Annotated in this window: 16 protein-coding genes and 1 pseudogene; 9 read left to right on the forward strand and 8 right to left on the reverse strand. The window is 68.6% G+C overall.

All coding sequences use genetic code 11. The features are described 5' to 3' along the window. The first annotated feature begins 265 nt into the window (after positions 1 to 265). On the forward strand, positions 266 to 718 hold the full coding sequence (locus tag QWI33_RS20860; RefSeq protein WP_289958242.1) for a hypothetical protein: 453 nt from the start codon (positions 266 to 268) through the stop codon (positions 716 to 718). A 174-nt stretch (positions 719 to 892) separates the two neighbouring features. Here the strand turns inward: QWI33_RS20860 and QWI33_RS20865 are convergent, their stop codons facing one another. Continuing rightward, positions 893 to 1,816 carry a GbsR/MarR family transcriptional regulator gene (locus QWI33_RS20865; protein WP_435367591.1) on the reverse strand — a complete coding sequence of 308 codons (924 nt, stop codon included), beginning with the start codon at positions 1,814 to 1,816 and terminating at the stop codon, positions 893 to 895. A 182-nt stretch (positions 1,817 to 1,998) separates the two neighbouring features. Here QWI33_RS20865 and QWI33_RS20870 point away from each other — a divergent pair, with 182 nt between their 5' ends. Both QWI33_RS20870 and QWI33_RS20875 read left to right on the forward strand, forming a co-directional pair. Next, complete coding sequence (locus QWI33_RS20870) at positions 1,999 to 2,259, forward strand: hypothetical protein (protein WP_289958240.1); 261 nt, start codon at positions 1,999 to 2,001, stop codon at positions 2,257 to 2,259. Continuing rightward, positions 2,256 to 3,632, forward strand: coding sequence for a serine hydrolase domain-containing protein (locus QWI33_RS20875; RefSeq protein ID WP_289958239.1), 1,377 nt, complete (start codon positions 2,256 to 2,258; stop codon positions 3,630 to 3,632). The genes QWI33_RS20870 and QWI33_RS20875 overlap by 4 nt, the downstream gene beginning before the upstream one ends. A 153-nt stretch (positions 3,633 to 3,785) precedes the next feature. On the opposite strand, the gene QWI33_RS20880 is transcribed toward QWI33_RS20875, so the two are convergent. The 4 genes and pseudogenes from QWI33_RS20880 to QWI33_RS20900 form a co-directional block, all read right to left on the reverse strand. Next, positions 3,786 to 5,579: a family 43 glycosylhydrolase gene (locus QWI33_RS20880; RefSeq protein ID WP_353895478.1), complete on the reverse strand. Its 1,794-nt coding sequence runs from the start codon at positions 5,577 to 5,579 to the stop codon at positions 3,786 to 3,788. An 82-nt stretch (positions 5,580 to 5,661) separates the two neighbouring features. Then, a pseudogene (locus QWI33_RS29455) lies at positions 5,662 to 7,273 on the reverse strand (glycoside hydrolase family 43 protein). Between the two features lie 246 nt (positions 7,274 to 7,519). Further along, positions 7,520 to 8,134, reverse strand: a complete 615-nt coding sequence (locus tag QWI33_RS20895; protein WP_289958236.1) for an RICIN domain-containing protein — start codon at positions 8,132 to 8,134, stop codon at positions 7,520 to 7,522. Positions 8,135 to 8,184: 50 nt separating this feature from the next. Next, complete coding sequence (locus QWI33_RS20900; protein ID WP_289958235.1) at positions 8,185 to 9,282, reverse strand: glycoside hydrolase family 62 protein; 1,098 nt, start codon at positions 9,280 to 9,282, stop codon at positions 8,185 to 8,187. Positions 9,283 to 9,655: 373 nt separating this feature from the next. On the opposite strand from QWI33_RS20900, the gene QWI33_RS20905 reads away from it, so the two are divergent. The 3 genes from QWI33_RS20905 (at position 9,656) to QWI33_RS20915 (ending at position 15,574) form a co-directional block, all read left to right on the forward strand. Further along, the gene (locus QWI33_RS20905) at positions 9,656 to 11,752 is read left to right on the forward strand and encodes a cellulase family glycosylhydrolase (RefSeq protein ID WP_289958234.1); all 2,097 of its coding nucleotides are present in this window, start codon (positions 9,656 to 9,658) and stop codon (positions 11,750 to 11,752) included. Positions 11,753 to 11,944: 192 nt separating this feature from the next. Then, positions 11,945 to 13,402 carry a DUF5605 domain-containing protein gene (locus QWI33_RS20910; protein WP_289959009.1) on the forward strand — a complete coding sequence of 486 codons (1,458 nt, stop codon included), beginning with the start codon at positions 11,945 to 11,947 and terminating at the stop codon, positions 13,400 to 13,402. Positions 13,403 to 13,504: 102 nt separating this feature from the next. Further along, positions 13,505 to 15,574 (forward strand): glycoside hydrolase family 36 protein, encoded by a 2,070-nt coding sequence (locus QWI33_RS20915; RefSeq protein ID WP_289959010.1) that lies wholly within the window; start codon positions 13,505 to 13,507, stop codon positions 15,572 to 15,574. 82 nt (positions 15,575 to 15,656) lie between these two features. Here QWI33_RS20915 and QWI33_RS20920 read toward each other — a convergent pair whose 3' ends face one another. After that, positions 15,657 to 15,872 carry a hypothetical protein gene (locus QWI33_RS20920; RefSeq protein WP_289959011.1) on the reverse strand — a complete coding sequence of 72 codons (216 nt, stop codon included), beginning with the start codon at positions 15,870 to 15,872 and terminating at the stop codon, positions 15,657 to 15,659. A gap of 110 nt (positions 15,873 to 15,982) precedes the next feature. On the opposite strand from QWI33_RS20920, the gene QWI33_RS20925 reads away from it, so the two are divergent. Further along, entirely contained in the window at positions 15,983 to 16,666 is a 684-nt protein-coding gene (locus tag QWI33_RS20925; RefSeq protein WP_289959012.1) for a TetR/AcrR family transcriptional regulator, read from the forward strand. Here QWI33_RS20925 and QWI33_RS20930 read toward each other — a convergent pair. Beyond that, on the reverse strand, positions 16,642 to 17,580 hold the full coding sequence (locus QWI33_RS20930) for an AraC family transcriptional regulator (RefSeq protein WP_289959013.1): 939 nt from the start codon (positions 17,578 to 17,580) through the stop codon (positions 16,642 to 16,644). The two genes, QWI33_RS20925 and QWI33_RS20930, sit on opposite strands and share 25 nt — an antisense overlap. 80 nt (positions 17,581 to 17,660) lie before the next feature. Here QWI33_RS20930 and QWI33_RS20935 point away from each other — a divergent pair, with 80 nt between their 5' ends. After that, complete coding sequence (locus QWI33_RS20935) at positions 17,661 to 18,197, forward strand: anthrone oxygenase family protein (RefSeq protein ID WP_289959014.1); 537 nt, start codon at positions 17,661 to 17,663, stop codon at positions 18,195 to 18,197. Between the two features lie 101 nt (positions 18,198 to 18,298). On the opposite strand, the gene QWI33_RS20940 is transcribed toward QWI33_RS20935, so the two are convergent. Then, positions 18,299 to 19,135: an MBL fold metallo-hydrolase gene (locus QWI33_RS20940; protein ID WP_353895536.1), complete on the reverse strand. Its 837-nt coding sequence runs from the start codon at positions 19,133 to 19,135 to the stop codon at positions 18,299 to 18,301. 290 nt (positions 19,136 to 19,425) lie between these two features. Here QWI33_RS20940 and QWI33_RS20945 point away from each other — a divergent pair, with 290 nt between their 5' ends. Further along, positions 19,426 to 20,922 (forward strand): family 43 glycosylhydrolase, encoded by a 1,497-nt coding sequence (locus QWI33_RS20945; RefSeq protein WP_289959016.1) that lies wholly within the window; start codon positions 19,426 to 19,428, stop codon positions 20,920 to 20,922. Position 20,923 lies beyond the last annotated feature (1 nt).

A 20,923-nucleotide genomic window follows, 5' to 3' on the forward strand; every position in this document is an offset into this window, starting at 1 on the left:
CGTTTGCTGACGAACTTCCTGATCGCCTGGCCCGCAGGCTCCGACGGAGCTGGAGGGATTTCGGGGCACCTCGCATCGCCTTGCTCGTCGCCTTCGCAGCGGGTCGCGCCGGATTCCCGCCGGTCTCCCGCCGGGATTCCGCCTGGTGGCACGGGCCGCCCGCGAGAAGACTGTCCTGGATGGGATGCGCGACGGCATCCACGACCCCAGCGCGAATCCGGCGGTGCAGCTCACGGCGGATCGCGGCATAAGGAGTGATACCCCGATGTTCCAAACCCTGAAGGGCCGCATGCGGATCGCCTCGGCGACCATCGCCGCGCTCACACTCGCGCTCACGGGATTCGCCGTCTTCGGCACCGCCACGGCGGCATCGTCCCAGGCCGTCGACGACAGCGCGGTCACCCCCGCTGAGGACGCTGGGATCCTGGGCATCCCCTGCGAGACCGGCACCGGCTGGAACGGGGACAACCCCACCTCGCAGATGTACGCCTGGGCGAGCTGCGACGAGCCCGGCTCCGACGACATCAACCTGTGGGCGTTCAGAGTCAAGTTCAGCTGCACCAGCGAGGCGGGCTACCGCTACAGCTACTGGTACAGGGCCGACGGCCGGACCATTCGCGGTTACTGCCCCAGGGGCAAGCGCGTCGACATCTCGTCGGTGGAGACGCTGTACAACGGAGGCCTGGAAACCGCGGGAACGCTCGACGGGACCCGGTAGCCAAGGCCTAGAGCACACCCGGAAGGTGCGGGGGATCGCGGGCCGGAGCTGCCACTCCGGCCCATTCCTTTGCGACGGTGGCTCCTAGGGGCGCGTCTCTCGAATGACCAGGCCCGGGCGGTCGGTCGAATATCGACGGTCGCCGGTGCCGTCGATTTCCGCTTCAAAGAGGCCTCACTCCTGGAGGTTCTCGCGTTGGGCTTGGCTCAGGCGATCTTCTCTGGTGGTGATGGTGTAGCTGTCTGGGTCGACGGGTTGCAGGTTTAGGGGATCGGCGATCTCCGGGTGGTGCCGGATCGCCTCAAGTGCGGCGGTGGTGCGGTCCGGGGGCCATTCGAGGGCGGTGGTCAGTGCGCCGAGCGTGATCGGTCGTCCTACGTGAGCGAGGGCGGCGACCACGGTCAGCGCGTCGTCAACGACCGAATCGGCAAGGGTGCTGCCGCTCATCTGTTCGCTAAGCCGAGAGAAGAACCGGCCCATCGTGGCCAGTCGGACACCGGCGACCGAGTCGGCGCCGAAGATCGCGACGCCTCGCTCGGCGGCGGTCGCGACCCGGCCGTGGGCACCGGTGTCGGCCTGCCAAGCGCGGAGCCAGACCTCGTCGTCGATGACGTATCGCTCGCGTCGGCTGCCGGGATCCGGTCGGCGGGCCACCAGCTCCATGTCTTCGAGGAAGGCGATGGACTTGGACACCGACGCCGGACTGACCCGCAACCGCCGCACCAGGTCGGCGGCGTGCAGGCCGCCGGAGTCGGCGGTGAGCAGACAGACGAAGACACGGGAGGTCATGCGGGGCATACCGGTCGCGGCCAGCAAGGTCGCGAAGTCGTCCACGAATTCGCTCCCTGCCGCAGCCGGCCGCTCGTCGGCCGCCGGGTCGGTGGGCCGGGACGGCCGGCGGCGGCGTGCGCGGTCATCGGCGGCCCGCTGTGCGCGATCGGCCCGGTAGGCACCGGGGACGCCGTTGCGGACGACCTCGCGGCTGACGGTGGACGTCGGGCGGCCGAGGCGTCGGGCGATCTCGGCGTACCCGAGTCCCTCGGCCAGCCATGCCTCGATCCGTCGGCGATCCTCATCGGTCAGCCTGCCTCCGGGCACCGGCATACCTCCTCTGTTGCGTTCGCCAACAGTACATTGCAACGAGCTGGTGGATGCTATTGCATTCACCGGCATATCTGTTGCAATGATTGGCATTCAACCAGCAATATTGTTCCGATTATGTTGACACTTCTTGAAACGCAACGTAGCTTTTCCTCATTCGGAAACCAGAGGAGAACACCATGAAGCACGTAATGGCAGTGTCGACCATCATCGATGAAGGCGAGTTCTGGAGCCGCCTGAAGCAGGCGTACACCAAACTTCCCGAAGGCGCCCAATGGAAACTCGCGGTCGCCGCCAAAGACGGGACCACAGTGGTGAACATCATCGTCGGCGACTCGGTCGAGACCGTGCGGGACTTCTTCGAGTCTCACGCCGGAGCCTTCGCCACGACCGAGTACTTCGAAGCCGACGCCGCCAACGCGATCGGTCTGCCGCGATGAGCATCGACGTACCGCGGATTCGGGCCAGGACGACCGAACTCCTCGCCGAATACGGCATTCCCAGCGCCGCGATCGGCGTACTCCACGACGGGGATCTCACCGAACTCGCCGTCGGCGTCACGAACATCGAGACACGCGCACCCGCGACGCCGGAGACCGTCTACCAGTGCGGCTCCATGACCAAGACCTGGACCGCGCTGGCGCTCATGCAGCTGGTCGACGAGGGCAAGGTCGACCTGGACGCGCCGGTACGGGCCTACCTGCCGGACTTCTCCGTGGCCGACCCGGAAACGACCGCCAAGGTCACCCCGCGCCATCTGCTCTTCCACACCAACGGAATCGAGGAGGACTTCGGCGATCCCGGCGAAGGCGACGACGTCTACGAGCGCATGGTCGCCAACATCGCCGACGCCCCCCAGGTGTTTCCCCTGGGCCGCACCCACGGCTACAGCGCGGCGCTGGGGTACGGGATTCTCGGACGAATCCTCGAGGTGCACGACGGCAAGCGGTGGGACGACCTCATGCGGGACCGCCTCTTCGATCCGCTCAGGCTGACCGGGACGAACAGTCGGCACGAGGACGTCGATCCCACCAGGGCCGCGGCCGGACACCTGATCCGTTCCCTTGAGGAGGGCCCCATCCTCACGCCGATCGATCACCTGCCACGGGCCTACGGTCCCAGCGGCAACATCACCTCGACGGTCCTGGAAGTCCTCGCCATGGCGCACGTCCTCCTGACCGAGGGCTCGGGGCCGGACGGCACCCGCATCGTCTCGGCCGAGAGCGTCCGGGAGATGATGCGATCGCGAGTGCCCGTACCGGATCCGTACATGTTCGGGCCCGAATGGGCACTCGGGCTCATCGTCTGCGACTGGCACGGCCGGACCGTCTACGCCTCCGACGGCAGCACGATCGGCCAGAACGCCCGACTCAGAATCCTGCCGGACTCGAACACCGCCATCGTCATGCTGACCAACGGCGGACCACGGGAAAGCTTCTACCGCAAGGTCTTCAATGAGATCCTGACCGACCTGGGCACGGCGACGATCCCGGAACCGCCTGCGCCCCATCCCACACTGCACCTCGACCCCTCCAGGTACGAAGGCGTCTACGAACGCCCCGGCGCACGCTTCGAGGTCGCCGCCGAGGACGGCGACCTCTTCCTGACCCTCGCCCTGGACCCGATGGAGGCGGCGTTCCTGCAGCGGCCGGACCGCATCAGATACCGACTGCTCCCCATCGACGAGACGCATTTCCTCATGCCGCCGGCGGGTCCGCTGGAAGACACCCAGACGGTCGCGATCTACGACTTCACCGACGGCCCCGCCAGATACCTGCACATCAACTCCCGCGTACACCCGCGGCAAGTGTGACGGGCCTGGTGGACGAGGCTTTGACGCTGCGGATGCTTGCTCGTGGGCGAGGTCTGGCTGAACCGGTGACTTCATGAGGAACGTATGAGCGGGTGGCCCCTCCGGGCCACCCGCTCATAGGTTCCTATGCCGATGGGGAAGCGGCGTGATCCTTTAGTGGGCCCATCGCTGGTTGGTCCCGCCATGGCAGGTCCACAGGTGGACCAGGGCGCCGTTGGCGGTCGAAGCGCTGGACACGTCCAGGCACAGTCCCGATTGCACTCCGGTGATGGTGCCGTCGGCGTTCACGTTCCATTGCTGGTTGGTCCCGCCGTTGCAGCTCCAGGTGACCACCTGCGTGCCGTTGGCCGTGCCGTTGTCCCAAGCGTCCAGGCAGAGCCGGGAGCCGCCGGAGTAGACGGAGAGTTCGCCGGTGTCCGAGCGGGTCCACTGCTGCCCGGGGCCGCCCGAGCAGTCCAGGATCTGCACCTGGACGCCGGGCTGGGTCGAGGCGTTCGGCACGTCGAGGCACTTGCCGGCCCCCACCGCCCGCAGGTCGCCGCCGCTCCCGTCCGTGGCGTCGAACCGCCACCAGTCCACGTTGAAGAGGAAGCCGCTGCCGCCGGTGAACGTCAGGTACAGGTCGCGGGTGCCGGTCGCGCCGCTGACCGGGCAGGAGACGTCCGTCCAGGTCTGCCAGCCGCCGGTGCCCGAGACCGTGCAGGTGCCGACCACCTGGCCGTTCGGTCCGTCGAGCCGCAGCTCGATGTTCCCGCCGCTCGTCGCCGAGGCCACCCGCGCGGTGAACTGGCGGGCTCCGGTGCCGAAAGCCGCGCCCTTGACCTTGATCGAGTCCCCGTTCTCGATCCAGCTCACGTTCATCCCGCCGGCGGCGGTCCACTCGGTCTCAACGCCGTTCGCCCAGGCGATCGTCTCGGCCTCCTGGCGCACATAGGGGTTGAGGGTGCCCACTTGCGGCGCCCCGGCCGTGGTCATGTTCATCTGGGGGATCGTGCCGTCGGCGTTGTAGGTGAACTGCTCGACCGCCACGGACCTGGTGAAACCGCTGCCGCCCGGAAGCGCTCCATTGTGGTAGAAGAAGTACGAGTTCCCCTTGAAGTCGATCACCCCGGCGTGGTTGGTGAAGCTGCCGCCCTGCGCGGGCATGACCGTCCCCCGGTAGGTCCACGGCCCGGTCGCGGTCGGGGCCGTCGAGTAGGCGATGAACTCCTGGCAGCACTGCGCCGCGAAGACGTTGTAGTACAGCGATCCACGCTTGTAGACCCACGGCCCCTCCTCGTAGAGGGTCGGCCGTTCCGTGCTGCCGGGGCGGGCGCCGAAGCCCTCCGCGGTGAGGGGGACCCTGGTCACGGCGCCCGAGTAGGAGACCATGTCGGCGTTGAGCTTCACGTACGAGAGGTTCGGGTTGCCCCAGTAGAGGTAGGCCTGCCCGTCGTCGTCGATGAAGACCGTGGGGTCGATCTCGCCGTTGACGACGAGCGGGTGCCCGAGGGCGTCCCGGAACGGCCCGGTGGGGCTGTCGGCGACGGCCACGCCGATCGCGAACTGACCGGTGGCCCGCTCGCTCACGGGCACGTACCAGTAGAACTTGCCGTCGCGCTCGATGGCCTGGCCCGCCCAGGCGTTCGCGCCCGCCCAGCTGAACGTCTCGAGGCTCAGCGGGGAGCCGTGGTCGGTCCAGTTGACCATGTCGTCGGAGGACCAGACCCGCCAGTCCCTCATGTCGAAACCGGTGGAGCCGTCCTCGTCGTGTCCGGTGTAGAGGTAGACGCGGTCATTGTGGACCAGCGGCGCGGGGTCCGCGGTGTACATGGTCTGGATGATCGGGTTGTCGGCCTGCGCCGGGGCGGGCGACGGCTCGGCGACCGGGCTCAGCGCGGCTGCCGCGAAGGCGAATGCCAGCACGAGCGCCGCCGTTCGCTTCCGGTGTGGATTCGACGTTTTCATGGGGAACCTCTCTGGTCGCGCGGCGCGCGACTGATCTATGAGGGACCTTCATGGTGAAGGTCCCTTCCTTGCAGGACACTTCTTAGACGGCGACCGAGAATCGCTTGACGGTGACGGCGCCGCCGAGGGCTTGCGTGGCGTGGTTGAAGACCGCGAATCGGGGGCCCATGAAGAACGCTGGGCTGGTGCCGAGGGTGAGCGCGGTCCCGAGCGGGATGAAGTCCGATCCGTCCTCGCTGTAGGAGAAGTGCGCCAGGCGTTCGGCGCCGGGCCTGATGTCGGCGGTGACCCGCAGCCAGACGGTGGACCCGCACAGTTCGGCGCTCGCGCGTTCGGTGCCGGTGCCGACGGTGTTGAAGCCCGAGTCCATGGTGTGGCCGTCGGTCATGGAGATGCGGGTGACGCCGTTCTCGCGGCGCACGCCGATCCAGGCCGAATTGTTGCGGAGCACCGCCAGGCCGGCGCGGTCGCCGTCGGCCATCTGGGCCGGATCGAGCTCGATGGTGGCCGTGGAGGAAGGGCCCTGGATGCGGTGGGTGAGCGTGTTGCGGGCGCGGTAGAGGTCGTTGGTGACCGTGGCGGTCTGGAGCCGGAGCCCGTTGCCGGTGCTCCACTTCGAGTCGTCCGGGTTGTGGTTCCACTCCCACTTCGCGGCCAAGGTCGCGGCGGTGAACTCGTCAGTGCCGATCATGGACGGCACGGGGTGCGGGGGGAGGTCCGGGAACGGGTACGTCTGCCCCCAGGCGCCGTTCACCGTCTGCACCTGCGGCCAGCCGTCCGCGGTCCAGGTGATCGGCGCGAGGGCCGGCACGCGGCCGCCGGGGGGCGTCCACGAAGCCCATGTAGTACCAGGCGCCGTTCGGCGTCGAGACGAGGCCGCCCTGGTGGGGGATGCCGCCGCCGGGGATCGGTCCGGGCATGTCGAGCAGGACCTCCCTGACTTCGTAAGGGCCCCAGGGCGATGAGGATTTGAGAATGTACTGGCCGTTCGGGGGCTTGGTGAGGAACATGTAGTAGCTGCCGTTGATCTTGTAGAACCGGGCGCCCTCCATGCCGCCGATCTCCGGCGGGCTGGAGAAGACGTGCTCGTTGCGGACCTCGGTCTTGCCGTCGGCCGAGAGCTGCGCGACGTAGAGCTCGGTGTTGCCGTAGGCGACGTACATCGTGTCGTCGGTGTCGACGAGCATCCCCGCGTCGTAGTAGGAGCGGGGGAACTCCGCGTGGCGGGTCCAGGGCCCGGCCGGATCGGCGGCGGTGTACATGAACGAGCGGTGGAAGTCGATCTGGCCGAGCCAGTAGAAGCGGTTCTCGCTGGCGCGGTGGGTGAGCGAGGAGGCCCAGATGCCGACGATGTAGCGGTGGCCGCCGTTCAGGTCGTACCAGTCGCTGAAGTCGAGCCGCGGCACGGAGTGGCCGATGAACTCCCAGTTGACGAGGTCCCGGGAATGCAGGACGGGCGCGCCCGGCGAGTAGTGCATCGTGGACGCGGTCATGTAGAAGTCCGAGCCGACGCGGATGATCTCGATGTCGGCGAAGTCCTGCCAGACGACGGGGTTGGTGTAGCCGGTCTGCTGGGCCTCGGCCTGGCCGAGGGCGTAGGGGGCGTGGACGGCCGCCGTCGCTCCGGCGGCCAGTCCCGCGCCGGCGATGAACAGTCCGCGGCGGCTGGTGGTGAGGTCAAGGGCGTGGTGCATGCGTTCCACGGTGTGCTCCTCAATCGAGGTCGGCGCCGTGCGCGACAGGGCCTCGGGCCGACGGCCGGAGTGCCTATGTCGTTGCAGGCGAATGGATCTGGGCGGTGATGCAACTGCCGAGCCGGGCGGTGGGCATGCCGAGGGCGGTCATGCCGCCGGGGAGGGCCCGGTCGCGTTCGGTCGCCGGATCGGGGCGGGGCGGCCGGTTTCGGTATCCCTGGGAAGCACCGGCCGCCCCTTGGGGAATCAGGCGTTGGAATCCTGGCGGATGTCGGCGAGGACGGTGTCGGCGCCGCAGGTGGAGCCGACCGGGGTGAGCTGCCACTGCTGGTTCGCGTAACCGCTCACACTGTGCTGCACGATCGGCGAGCCCGCGGTGGTCGACCAGTCCCGGACGTCGAGTGCCTTGCCGGAGAAGCGGCTGACGATCGAGTAGTAGCCCTCGCCGTTCGCGGTGACCTTCCACTGCTGGTTGGTGTCGCCGGTGTCGTGGTACTGGGCGACGGTGCCGCCGTCGGCGGTGCTGTGGTTCCACACGTCGAGGAAGAGTCCGGAGTGGCGGACCTGGATCTTGTGGTAGCCGTTGCCGACGTCGATGAACCGGAACTGCTGGTTCGTGTTCGCCCAGTTGGTGTACTGGGTGAGGATCGCCCCCGGCTCGGTCGAGACGCCCTGGATGTCGAGGGCGAGGCCCGAGTGGCGCGACTGGACGGTGTACCAGTCGCTGGCGGTCGGCTGGGCTTCGGCGCGTTGCGCGCCGAAGCCGAGCAGGCCCGCCGTGGCGAACACGGCCGCGACCGCCAAGGCGGTGGCGATGCGGGACCAGCGGTGGAGGAGTGCGAGGTCGGGTGCCGCTTGCATCATTGACTCCCTAGTGGATTCAGTGGCCGGGGACGAGGGGTTCCGGGGGGTCAGCACGAGGCGCCTCCCTTGAGGGTCAGCAGCGCGAGGCGGTACGGCAGCTGGGAGTACTCCATGCCGTCGGTGCTCGGGTCGCGGCCCTGGTAGAGCATCTGGAGGTTGCCGGTGTCGATGTTCATCTTCTGGTCGTTGCCGGACCGGATGAGTTCGCCGTGGCTGATGTCGGCCGTCCACTGGCCATCGGGGAACGTCACGTTCGCGATCCCGGCGAACGGGGCGCTCTGGTCGCCGGCCTGCAGCCGCCACTGCCCGGTGATGCCGTCGGCCAGGTACGAGCGGTAGTAGCGGCCGTTCGAGCCCATCGCCTCCCAGATCAGCAGGTACTGGTCGGAGTCGTCGACCTGGTAGACCGCGCCGCCCTCGAAGAGGAGGTCGCGGGTGTCCTGCAGGACGATCTGGGTGTTGCGGAAGTTGTTCGGGAACTCGCCGATCGTGGTCTCCGAGCGGTACACGCGCCCGTCGTCGTCGGCGGCGAACAGGTAGCACATGCTGTCGTCGCAGATGTTCCAGAAGTCCAGCCAGCCGCCGCTGTTCTCCTCGACGATGGGAGGCGTCTCGTCGATGAAGTTCTTCGGCGCCGACCAGCTCTGCGGGTCGGCGGGGTTCTCGCTGGTGGAGTACGTGGGCGGGCCGGTCTGGTACACCAGGTACCACAAGTCGTCCGGCGCGAAGTGGAACAGCTGCGGCGCCGCCGCATACCTGTCCCCGATGTTCGGGTTGGTGTCCAGGTAGCTCACGGGGGCGGCCGCGGCCTGGTCCCAGTCGGAGAACTTGGAGAAGGCCAGGCTCCAGTGCCCCTCGGGCGTGTTCGCCACGGTGTAGTAGGCGAGCCACTCGTCGTTGTGGCGCACGATCGTCGGGTCCTTGGCCGAGACGACGTTGTGCGTCGCGTCCGGCTTCGGGCCGATCAGCGGCCCGCTGGACTCCCACTGGTAGGAGCTCGGGAGGCCCTGCGCCCCGACCTCCTCGCCGCCGCCGGCACCGTCAGTGGTCTGGGCGTTGGCGATGAGCGCGCTCGAGGCCAGGGTGGTGGCCACGGCGAGCGCGGTCGCCGCTCCCAGCACGCGATTTCGCAGTTTTCGTTGCATGAATATCCCTTCGGCGAGCACGTGAACGTGTCTGTTATCGTTCACATGCCGCAGCTCGGCGCCGAAACATCTGATGATTTTTGCGGCGACTCGAACTATAGAGAGCGCTCGATATGCAGTCAACGGGTCGGAGGAAAGTTTGTCGGCGCGCCTAGCGTCAACCTGCCGCATCGAGTCTCGGGCTCGACTTCGTTTCGCCAAGGCCCCCAACGACATTCATGTCATGACAGGATTCCGGCAAGGGAGGGGCCGAGAATCTTCCCTTGACAAAGTTTGGTCGTCCAACTTAGTGTGGAGCCGCACAAGGAGATCGACCCCCCTCCTGCGGCCGCCGCCGCGCCCTCACGGAATCCACCGTCCCACAAGGAGATCCGTGAAGAGTTCAGACACCGTCCATAGAAGACGAATGCGCCTCGGCGTGACCGCCGCCGCCGCAATCACCGCCCTGACCGCGGGGCTGATCGGCGCTGTCAGCGCCAACGCAGCCTCGGAAGGCTGCGAGGTCGAATACCAGGTCACCGGCCAATGGTCGGGGGGCTTCAACGCCAACGTCCAGGTCACCAACCTCGGCGACCCGGTCAACCACTGGGACCTGGAGTGGACCTGGGCCGACGATCAGGCCGTCACCCACATGTGGAACGCCAAGGACAAGAGCAAGGCCGCCACGGCCAAGGCCTCCGGCCAGGGACACAACGGCGCGCTCGCGACCGGCGGAACCACCTCGTTCGGGTTCTCCGGTTCGTGGTCGGATGCGAACACCGACCCCACCGACTTCCGCCTCAACGGCCGCCTCTGCGACGGCACGGTGAGCGAACCGCAGCAGCCGATGACCGCCATCGAGCAGGTCGCGGCCATGCAGCCGGGCTGGAACGTCGGCAACTCCCTCGACGCCTTCGGCGGCGACACCGGCGGTGAGACCGCCTGGGGCAACCCGCCGATCACCGAGGAGCTCCTCCAGACCATCAAGGCGGAGGGCTACAACTCGATCCGCCTCCCGGTGGCCTGGGATTACGAGCACACCGGCCCGGGACCGGACTACACGATCTCCTCCGAGCGCATGGAGCGTGTCGCGCAGGTCGTCGACTGGGCGATCGCGAACGACCTCCAGGTGCTGGTCAACATCCACGACCAGATGTTCACCAAGGAGCTGCCGGACGACCGCGAGAACGTGCTGGCGAAGTTCAACTCGATGTGGACCCAGATCGCCGAGCGGTTCAAGGACTACCCGTCCGAGCTGTCCTTCGAGAGCATCAACGAACCGCAGTTCCCCACTGACACGGCCAACCAGGACGCCCACACCGCCACGCTCAACGTCAACTTCTACGAGACCGTCCGCGCCACCGGCGGGAAGAACGCCGACCGGCTCCTGGTGCTGCCGACGTGGGTCACCAACTCCGAGCAGCCGCACCTGGACGCGCTCAAGGCCACCATCGACGAGCTCGACGACGACATGATCGCAGCGACCGTCCACTTCTACGGGTTCTATCCCTTCGGCGTCAACGTCGCCGGGGTCACCACCTACGACGAGGAGACCCGGCAGGACCTCGAGAACACCTTCCAGCGCACCAATGACACCTTCGTCGACAACGGCGTGCCGGTCATCGTCGGCGAGTGGGGTGTCCTCGGCTACGACTACACCCGCGGCGCCGTGCCCAACTCGCCGCAGTACGGCGAGTTGCTGAAGTTCTTCCAGGCCACCACGCACCAGGCCGTCGAAGAGCAGCTGACCTTGATGCTGTGGGACGCCGGCTCGTACCTCAACCGCCACACCCTGGAATGGCGCGACCCGCTCCTGAAGGCGTACATGGACTCAGGTTTTACGACGCTTTCGGGCACCGCCTCGTTCGACTCGATCTACCTCGAGAAGGCCGGGACCATCGCGGACGAGTCGCTCACCCTCAACCGCAACGGCCTTGACTTCGAAGGCCTGTGGCAGGGGGACACCGCACTTACCGAGGGCACTGACTACACCGTCTCCGGTGACACGGTCACCCTGACCGCCGCCGCGCTCACCCGTCTCGCGGGCGACCGCGCCTACGGCACCAACGCGACCATCGAAGCCCGCTTCTCGGACGGCCTGCCGTGGCAGATCCACATCATCAGCTACGACACGGCGCAGATCTCCGACCTCACCGGGACCCTGGACGGCGCACCTTGGTCCCAGTGGTGGGCTTGCAACTCCTCGTGCTTCGCGATTCCGACCGAGTTCAACGGCGACCAGATCGCCACGATGGAGGCCAAGTACGCCGACGGCACCAACGCCGGACCCCACACGTGGACCGCCTTCAAGGAGCTCTGGGCGACCTACCGGCCCGACTACGACGCCGGCACGATCAGCCTCACCCCTGACTTCTTCAACGAGGTCAGGGACGACGAGCCCGTCACCCTCACGTTCCACTTCTGGGGCGGGGGGACGATCGAGTACATCGTCACCAAGACCGGCACGACCGTGACCGGCACCAACGCTTGATCAGCGACCTACCCGGCGGCGGGGGGCCCCCCGGGCCCCCCCCCCCCCGCTGCAGCGCCCCGAGACGCGGCACTCGAGCGACGGCCGCCGTACCGACCACGCCGGTCCGACCCATGACAGATCCGGCCGACCAGAAGGAGACCGACATGATCGCCGCACTCTCGCTGCAGCTCTGCAGCGTGCGAGGACACGATGAACCCGCCGGCTGCATCTGACAACTGCGCCCGCTGGGGCGTGTACGAAGTCGAACTCCGCGGCCCCGCCGAAGGCAACCCGTTCACCGAGGTCGACCTGGCCGCGGTCTTCGACGATGGTGAGCGGGAGATGCGCGTCGGGGGGTTCTACGACGGCGATGGGATCTACCGGGTCCGCTTCATGCCCGACGCCGAGGGGCATTGGACCTTCACGACGGCCTCGAACGCCCCCGCACTCGACGGCGTGACCGGCGAGTTCACCTGCACCCCACCGGCACCGGGCGCTCATGGTCCGGTCCGGGCAGACGGCTTCCACTTCGCGCACGGCGACGGCACCCGCTACCTCCCGGTCGGCACCACCGCCTACGCGTGGACCCACCAGGTCCAGCGACTGCGGGACCAGACCCGCCGGACCCTGGCCGCGGGGCCGTTCAACAAGGTGCGGATGTGCCTGCTGCCCAAGTGGTACCAGTACAACCACGAGGAGCCCGAGCTTTACCCCTTCCCCGGCTCCGTCGAGGAAGGCTGGGACACGACCCGGTTCGACCCGGCGTTCTTCCGCCGCTTCGAGGATGAGGTGGCCGCTTTGCAGGACTTGGGGATCGAAGCGGACGTCATCCTCCTCCACCCCTACGACCGGTGGGGATTCGCCGACCTCGGCGCCGAAGCCGACGACCGGCTGATCCGCTACACCGTCCGGCGCCTCGCGGCCTACGCGAACGTGTGGTGGTCCATGGCCAACGAGTACGACATGATGGGCGCCAAGACCGAGGACGACTGGGAGCGCCTGGCCGCCGTCGTGTCCGAAGAGGACCCGCACGGGCACCTCAACTCGATCCACAACTGCGGCCCGTTCTACGACTACGCCGAACCGTGGATCACCCACGCCAGCATCCAGCGCCAGGACGCCTACCGGACCGCCGAGTTCACCGACGAGTGGCGCGAGCGCTGGGGCAAGCCGGTCGTGATCGACGAGTGCGCCTACGAAGGCGACATCGACCAGGGCTGGGGGAACATCTCCGGTGAGGAGCTGACCCGGCGCTGCTGGGAGGGCGCGGTGCGGGGCGGGTATGTCGCGCACGGCGAGACCTACCTCAACGACGCCGAGGAACTCTGGTGGTCCAAAGGCGGCGAACTCGTCGGCACCAGCCCGGCCCGCATGGGCTTCCTGCGCGAGGTCATCGCCGCATCCCCGGCCGGAGTCCTCGACCCGCTCCCCTCCCACTGGGACGCGCGAACCGGCGGGGTCGCCGGCGAATACGAGGTCACCTACCTCGGGTTCAGTCGCCCCCGCTTCCGCCACCACCCGCTCCCCGAAGGCAGGCGCTGGGCGGTCGACGTGATCGACACCTGGAACATGACCGTCGAACGCGTCGCCGACCACGCCGAGGGCACCCTCCGCGTCTCCCTTCCCGGCCGCGAATACATGGCCATCCGCATCATCGCCGAGACATAGCCCCACGGCAACGCACTCCTCACCCGCCAACGGCCGCAAAGCGTTCGCCAGGACCGGCACCGTTGATGCAGAGACGTATCTCAATCGAAAGCGGAGTAGCAAATGACATCGCAAGCCCCGTTGCATCCTGACGAGGATCCGGCCTTCGAGTGGGCCCCCGCTGGGCTCCACCTGAAGTTCGACCACCGCGACGACCGGCCCGTGCGGCTCGTGCGCCTCGCGACCGCACCCGAGGCGCCGTCAGCGACCGCGCCCTCGGCGATCGTCGACGTCGTCACCGCAGGCGGCGCGCACTACGCCGACAACGACCAGGGCCTCCTCTACTCGAGCGCCGGGCAGCGGCTCCGCTACGAGGGCCACGAATCGGACGAGACCGAACTGCGGATCCGCCAGCGGACACCGGAGTTCGGCATCGAGGTGCTCAGCGTCTTCCGCGTCGCGGGTCCGGGCCTCCAGATCCGTCACACCGTGCGCAATGCGGCCGACCGGAGCGTCGTGCTGCTCTCGGTGAGCTCGGCGCTCGTGGCCGTGCCGGCTGACGGCGCGCACGACCTCCTCTGGGCCGAGAGTGAATGGCGGGCCGAGGGGCGCTGGCGGCAGCGCCCGTTGAGCGAGCTGCTGCCCGACACCGATCCCGCGATGCACGGCGGCCAGCACCCGCGCGGGCGCTTCTCGCTGACGAGCCATGGGAGCTGGTCGACCGGTTCGTTCCTGCCGACCGGGGTCCTCGCGGCCGAGACCGTCCCCTCGCTCGCGTGGCAGGTCGAGACCAGCGCGGGCTGGCACTGGGAGGTGGCGCAGACCGGGAGCACCGCATCTGTGGGCGTGTACGGCGCGACCGACAGGCACCACCAGTTCGCCGCGCGGCTGGCGCCGGGCGAGGCGTTCACCTCGGTGCCGGCAGGCCTCTGCGTCGCCGACGGCGGCCGTGACGCGGCGTTCGCGGCGCTCACCGGCTATCGGCGTGCGATCCGTGAAGTGCGCCCGGTCGACGCCCGGCTTCCACTGGTCTACAACGACTACATGAACACCCTCATGGGCGAACCGTCGACGGAGAAGCTGCTGCCGCTCATCGAGTCGGCGGCCGAGGCGGGCGCGGAGTACTTCTGCATCGACGCCGGGTGGTACGCCGTGCCCGGCAGCGCCTGGTGGGTCAGCACGGGAGAGTGGCTCGAGGCTCCCGACCGGTTCACCGGCGGCTTGTCGTCGGCCATCGACGCCATCCGCGCCGGCGGCATGCGGCCCGGGTTGTGGCTGGAGCCGGAGGCGGTCGGGACCGAGTCGCCGATCGCGAAGCGGCTGCCGGAGGAGGCGTTCTTCCGGCGGCTCGGCGAGCGGGTGACCGTGGCGGGGAACCTCCAGCTCGATCTGCGGCATCCGGCGGCGCGCGCGCACCTGGACGAGACGGTGGACCGGCTGGTGGAGGAGTTCGGGCTCGAGTTCTTCAAGCTCGACTACAACCGGAACATCGGCGCCGGGACCGAAGTGGACGCCGACGCGCCGGGGGCCGGGCTGCTCGGTCACACCCGGGCCTACCGCGACTGGCTGCTCGGTGTGCAGGCCCGGCATCCGGGAGTGCTGTTCGAGAACTGCGGTTCGGGTGCGCTGCGCATGGACTACCACATGCTTTCGGTGGCGCATCTGCAGTCCACCTCGGACCAGGAGGACTTCCGGAAGTACGCGCCGATCGCGGCGGCAGCGCCTGCGAGCGTGCTGCCCGAGCAGGCGGGGAACTGGGCGTATCCGGCCGCGTCAATGACCTTGGAGGAGACGGCGTTCGCGATGACGGCGGGCGTCATGGGCCGGTTGTACCTCTCCGGGTTCCTCCATGAGCTGAGCGCGGAGCAGTCCGCGCTGGTGCGCGAAGCCGTTGCGCTGCACAAGGACTGGCGGCACCGTATCGCCGGGTCGCATCCGGTGTGGCCGCTGGGTCTCCCGGGCTGGGGGGACGAGGTGATCGCCCTGGAGCTCGACACCGGATCCGAGTCGCTGCTGGCGCTGTGGTCGCGCGGTGAAGCCGCGGAGGTCGCGCTGCCGGGACTGCGCGGGCGGGACCTGAAGCAGGCCTACCCGGTCGCCTTGCCGGAGTGGACGATCCGCGCTGACGGCGAGACGCCGGTCGTCGAGGTGCCGTCCGGTCCCGCCGCCAGGATCTTCACGGTGCAGCGGTGAGCCAGGGGCCTCCTCGCCGGTGAGAGGTGAGGGGGCTGTCAGGTCCTTGCGCCAATGGGCGGCCGTTCGCTGCGGCAGGGGCTCAGTCCTCGACGAGCCAGCGCCAGCCCTTGGCGCGGACGATGAGGGCGAGTCCGATGGCGAGCATGAGCGCGTGGGCGGTGATCCGCAGCCAGTCGGGCATGCCGATGTAGTTGAGCAGGAACCAGCTCCGCGAATCGCTGAACAGGTTGTTCAGCAGTCCGCCCGCACCTTGGATTCCCAGTGCGAGACCCAGGCCAATGATGATCGTCGGCATGACATGCTCCTTCTTTTTTCAATACATTCGTATTGATCTGAGGATCCGAGCATAGCTCCACGGGCGCGCTAGGATCAACTCGGTACGACCGTATTGACGAGCGGAGCGCGATGACCGACCGACCGATCGCCACCCGCGGGCCCGGCGCCGCACACGACCAGCGCCAGCGCGACATCATCGAGGCGGTCTTCGCCATCGTCGACGGCCAGGGGACCGAGCAGGTCACCATCCGCAACGTCGCCAAGGCCGCCGGCATCTCGCCCGGCCGGGTCCAGTACTACTTCCCGACGAAGGACGCACTGCTCTCGGCGGCGTTCACCGCGATCAACGAGCTGGGCACCGAGAACGTCCAGCGACGCCTCGCCGCCGACGCCGAAGCCGGGCCCGAGGCGGTCCTCGCCGCCGTGCTGACCGAGCTCGTGCCCGCCGACGACGCCGGCCGACGGCGCATGCGCATTGCGAACGCCTTCGAGGTCTACGCGCTCAACCGCCCCGAACTCGCCGAGCGGCTCGCGGACGGCTACGGCGACCTCACCTCCTTCGTCGCGAGCCTGCTCCCCGCCGGTGACACCGAGGACACCGCCAGAGCGCTCATCGCCCTCGCCAGCGGCCTCGGATGGATGGTCGTCGTCGGCGCCCACACGCCGGAGGCGGCGCGGCGAACGGTGACCGACCGCCTCGGCCGCCTCTTCGCGTTATCCCATGGCGCAAGGCCGCCGGGTCCACGTCCTGAAGGGCGGCCGCGGGACCTGAAGTCCCCGATGCGCGTTCAGGAGCCGGCCTGCCGGCGGTAGGCGAGCGGGCCGTCGCCGTAATGGCGTTTGAAGGCGGTGCTGAAGGTGAACTGACTGCGGTAGCCGACATCGGCGGCCACGCGGAAGACCGGCGCGTCGCTGTGGCGCAGCCTGTCGGCGGCGAGCGCCAGGCGCCACGAGGTCAGATAGGACATCGGGGGTTCGCCGACCACGGCGGTGAACCGCCGCGCGAATCCGGCCCGCGACAGGCCGACCCGCCGGGCCAGGGACGCGACGGTCCAAGGCTGCGCGGTCTCGTCGTGCATGAGGTCCAGCGCCGCCCCCACGACCGGATCCGCACCCGCCCTGAGCCATCCCGGTGGGCGCTGGGCCGGGGACTCGACCCACTGGCGGATCGCGGTGACCGTGAGGCCGTCCAAGAGCCGGTCCAGCAGGCTGGCCTGGCCGACGCCGTCGACGTGGATCTCCTCCGCGAGCACCGCGATGAGCCCGGTGCGGTGGTCGGACGCTCGCACATGGACGGTGGGAGGCAGCACGCTCAGGAGCCGCGACCCGGCCTCCCCGACGCTCGGATAGGTGCCCACCAGCATGGTGTCGCGGCCCTGCGCGGCGTTGCCCCAGGTGCGGACCCCTTGCCGCATCGGGAGCTCCAGGCTCGCGCCGACCGGCGTCTCGCACCGGCCGCCGGGGTGGATGACCGCCTGCGGCGGCCGGTCGGCGGTGTCGGCGAACAGGTACGGGTCCGGCCTGGCGATCAGCAGCAGGTCGCCCGGGAGCAACCGGACCGGATCGCCCTCCTCGGGCACGTAGCAGGCCGAACCCGAGGTCACGGCGACGACCGTGAGCGGCGCCTCGTCCTTGATCCGCACCGACCATGGCGGCGTCATCGCCACCCGCAGCAGGAACGCGCCCTGCGCGCGGGGGGCGTCGAGCAGAGCGGTGACCGGATCCATTCGGCGATCGTAGACGAATTCGAATGCAATGGCGCCTACAGGCTATGGATGATCGCACCGCAACAGGCTTCGATAAGAGCATGACGACTGCACCGAACGCCCTCGACCTTCCGACCCGGCACCCGATCCGCACCGGGACCCTTCTCCTCGCCACCATGACGACCGGTCTCACGGCCGGCGTCTACACGGACTGGTCGAACACGATCATGCCCGGCCTCGGCGGCGTCGACGATCGCACGTTCGTGACGGCCTTCCAAGCGCTCGATGCGGCCATCATGAACCCGCTGTTCCTCGGCGTCGAGTTCACCGGATCGCTTCTGCTCATTGCGCTGGCCCTGGTCCTCCACGTGCGCTCCGGCCGCCGCGCCACCCTGGTCTGGCTGTCCGTGGCGCTGGCGGCCTACCTCGTGTCCGTCGCGATCACCATGGGCGTCAACGAACCGCTCAACCAGCAGCTGCGGTCGGTCGCCGACGCCTCCGGCGACGCGGACTTCACGGCGGCACGAGCGCTGCTGGACGAGGCGCGATGGACCACGTGGAACACCGTGCGGGCCTTGGCGACGTTGACGGCCTTCGGCAGCCTGGCCTGGTCGCTCGTCATCCACCGGCGCCGCTGAGGAACGCCCTGCTGCACCTCGTGACGGCGCTCTGAGGCGGACGTGCAGGTTGTGGAAGGCTGCAACCCCGCTTCGTGCTCGGCAATGCCGAGGGGTGACCACTAGCCGGGAGTGCCGCCGCGCCCGTGCCGCTCGGCGAGGCACCGGACCTGCTCGGCAGCGATATCCGTGGTCCACTCCCACCCGGGCTTGGCCGTTGCGCCGACTCGCGGGTCACCGGGCACACGGCCCTCGCCCAGCGCCAGCACGTACCCCCGGTCCAGCTCGATCCGGGCGCGGACCGCCGCTGCACCGCAGGCCGACCCGTGGCCGGGAACGACGACATCGGCCTTCGCCGCCACGTCCTCGAGCAGCTGCAGCCCGACGAGGTACTCCGCGATCGGATCGTTGGTGTCGTTCAAGACGTCGAGATTCGGTACCAGGACATCGGAGAGCATGTCGCCTGCGATGAGCACCCCGCGCTCCTCGATGAACAGCGCCGCGTGGCCCGGCGCATGCGCCGGAAGCTCGATGACCTGGACCCGCGGTCCCTCCCAAGGGATCTGCACCGCCCCGGCCGGTAGCGCGGTGATGAGACCGAACAGGTCCAGCGGCACCTCCTCCGCGATCTCGGGAGGCAGCTCTGCAGCGGCGTGGTCCTTCCAATTCGGATCCGACCGGAACGCTTCCATGACCGCCGCGCAGCGGGCCGTCCCGTAGCGCGGCGCCTCCCCGAGCTCCGGATGCCAGAGCACGTGGTCCCAATCGGGATGCGTCGCGAAACCCGCCACCACCTCTCGGCCCCGCCCGCGAAGATCACCGGCGAGGCAGGCCATCTCCGATTCCGTCAGCCCGGGATCGACGACCAGCACGCCCGACTCGCCCTGCACCACGACCGCGTTGTTCTCGAGCAGCGCGCTCTGATGCGTCAGCACGCCCTCAGCAACCGATCTCAGCATGGAACCCTCCTCTATTGGCCTGACTCGAACTCGGCGCCTTCGTCTTCCGGGCGGGCGCGAACGCACCCGCCACGAACTAGGACGCGGCGGCCGCCCGAAAATCATCGCCGCGACCCGACCGGTACGGCGTCACCGTCGGCGCGCGACGGCGCCCGGCCACTTCGGCTGCACGCAGAGTCTGCATATGGCAACCGGTTCGATTGACGCGGCCAGGCCTATTGTGTAACGATCCATGTGTCCGGTAACATCGATTGATCTCTATCCCTCACCTCCTAGAGATTGGTACCCACATGGGCAATCCACAACTGCGGCAACGGCGCAGGTCCTGGTTCGCAGGGCTCGCCGCCGCCGTCATCGCCGCGACGGGCCTCGCCTTCCTCGCACCCACGACCGCGAACGCCGCGATCGACACCAACGCGAACTACGTCCTCACCAGCCGCCACTCCGGCCTGGTCTTCGACATCGATGGCCGCTCCACCGCCGACGGCGCCGGGCTCATCCAATGGACCCGCACCGACGCGACCAACCAGCAGTTCCAGTTCGTCGACGCCGGAGGGGGCTACTACCGCATTCAATCCCGGCACAGCGGCAAAGTCCTGGGCCTGCAGAACCAGTCCACCGCCGACGGCGCGAACGTGGTCCAGGAGACCAGCACCAACGCCACCGACCAGCAGTGGACGGTCACCGAGTCCGGCGGTTACGCGACCTTCGTGAACCGGTTGTCGGGCAAGGCGCTCGACGTCTGGGAGTGGTCGACCGCCACCGGCGGGCGCATCTCCCAGTACACCGCCACCGGGGGCACGAACCAGCAGTGGTCCCTCACCCCGATCGGCGGGACCCAGCAGCCGCAGCCGAACGACTGCGCCAGCGGCCCCGCTCAGCCGCCGAACCTCGGCGGCAGCCTCGGCGCCCACGACCCCGCGCTGTGGGCCGGATGCGCCGGCCAGCCGTGGTTCGTCTACGCCACCGGCGACATCCGCTTCAGCAACGGCAACATCCCGATCCTCCGCTCCACCAACGGCGGCCAGACCTGGCAGCACGCCGGCTACATGTGGAGCACCAAGCCCGCATGGACCTCGCAGCAGATCCCCGGCTCCGAGAACATCTGGGCGCCCGAGATCCACTACGACGCCGCCCAGGGCCTCTACTACCTGTACTACTCGGTCTCGACCTTCGGCTCCCAGCGCTCGGCCATCGGCCTCGCCACCAGCCCCAGCCTCGACCCGTCCGCACCCAACTTCGGCTGGACCGACAAGGGCGTGGTCTTCCAGTCCTACAACGGCAACGCCTACAACGCGATCGACGCGAACATCGTCGTCGACGCCACGGGCAGGCACTGGATGGTCTTCGGCTCCTGGCAGCAGGGCATCCACACCATCGAACTCGACTGGCCCTCCGGCAAACCCAAGGCCGGCGCGACCCCGATCCGCCTCGCCACCAAGAGCGGCGGCATCGAAGGCCCGTCCATGACCTACCACAACGGGTACTACTACCTGTTCACCTCGATCGGCACCTGCTGCGCCGGGGCGAGCTCCACCTACAAGATCAACGTCGGCCGCTCCACCTCGCCGACAGGACCGTTCGTCGACGCCGCGGGCGTCGACATGCGCAACGGAGGCGGCACCGTCGTCCTCGGGGCCTACGGCGGCAACGTCGCCGCGGGCGGCCAGTCGATCCACAGGGGATTCATGGCGTACCACGCGTACGGCTCGGGCGGCGGCTTCGCGCTCGACATCGAGAAGATCGAATGGAACTCGGCGGGCTGGCCCGTCCTGAACGGGAGCTGAC

It is taken from the genome of Glycomyces tritici (assembly GCF_030403505.1).

Bases quoted from the DNA above. Each gene is read 5' to 3' on its own strand.
- QWI33_RS20860 (WP_289958242.1), top strand. From the start codon at position 266: ATGTTCCAAACCCTGAAGGGCCGCATGCGGATCGCCTCGGCGACCATC.
- QWI33_RS20870 (WP_289958240.1), top strand. From the start codon at position 1,999: ATGAAGCACGTAATGGCAGTGTCGACCATCATCGATGAAGGCGAGTTC.
- QWI33_RS20875 (WP_289958239.1), top strand. From the start codon at position 2,256: ATGAGCATCGACGTACCGCGGATTCGGGCCAGGACGACCGAACTCCTC.
- QWI33_RS20880 (WP_353895478.1), bottom strand. From the start codon at position 5,579: ATGAAAACGTCGAATCCACACCGGAAGCGAACGGCGGCGCTCGTGCTG.
- QWI33_RS20895 (WP_289958236.1), bottom strand. From the start codon at position 8,134: ATGCAAGCGGCACCCGACCTCGCACTCCTCCACCGCTGGTCCCGCATC.
- QWI33_RS20900 (WP_289958235.1), bottom strand. From the start codon at position 9,282: ATGCAACGAAAACTGCGAAATCGCGTGCTGGGAGCGGCGACCGCGCTC.
- QWI33_RS20910 (WP_289959009.1), top strand. From the start codon at position 11,945: ATGAACCCGCCGGCTGCATCTGACAACTGCGCCCGCTGGGGCGTGTAC.
- QWI33_RS20915 (WP_289959010.1), top strand. From the start codon at position 13,505: ATGACATCGCAAGCCCCGTTGCATCCTGACGAGGATCCGGCCTTCGAG.
- QWI33_RS20920 (WP_289959011.1), bottom strand. From the start codon at position 15,872: ATGCCGACGATCATCATTGGCCTGGGTCTCGCACTGGGAATCCAAGGT.
- QWI33_RS20925 (WP_289959012.1), top strand. From the start codon at position 15,983: ATGACCGACCGACCGATCGCCACCCGCGGGCCCGGCGCCGCACACGAC.
- QWI33_RS20930 (WP_289959013.1), bottom strand. From the start codon at position 17,580: ATGGATCCGGTCACCGCTCTGCTCGACGCCCCCCGCGCGCAGGGCGCG.
- QWI33_RS20935 (WP_289959014.1), top strand. From the start codon at position 17,661: ATGACGACTGCACCGAACGCCCTCGACCTTCCGACCCGGCACCCGATC.
- QWI33_RS20940 (WP_353895536.1), bottom strand. From the start codon at position 19,135: ATGCTGAGATCGGTTGCTGAGGGCGTGCTGACGCATCAGAGCGCGCTG.
- QWI33_RS20945 (WP_289959016.1), top strand. From the start codon at position 19,426: ATGGGCAATCCACAACTGCGGCAACGGCGCAGGTCCTGGTTCGCAGGG.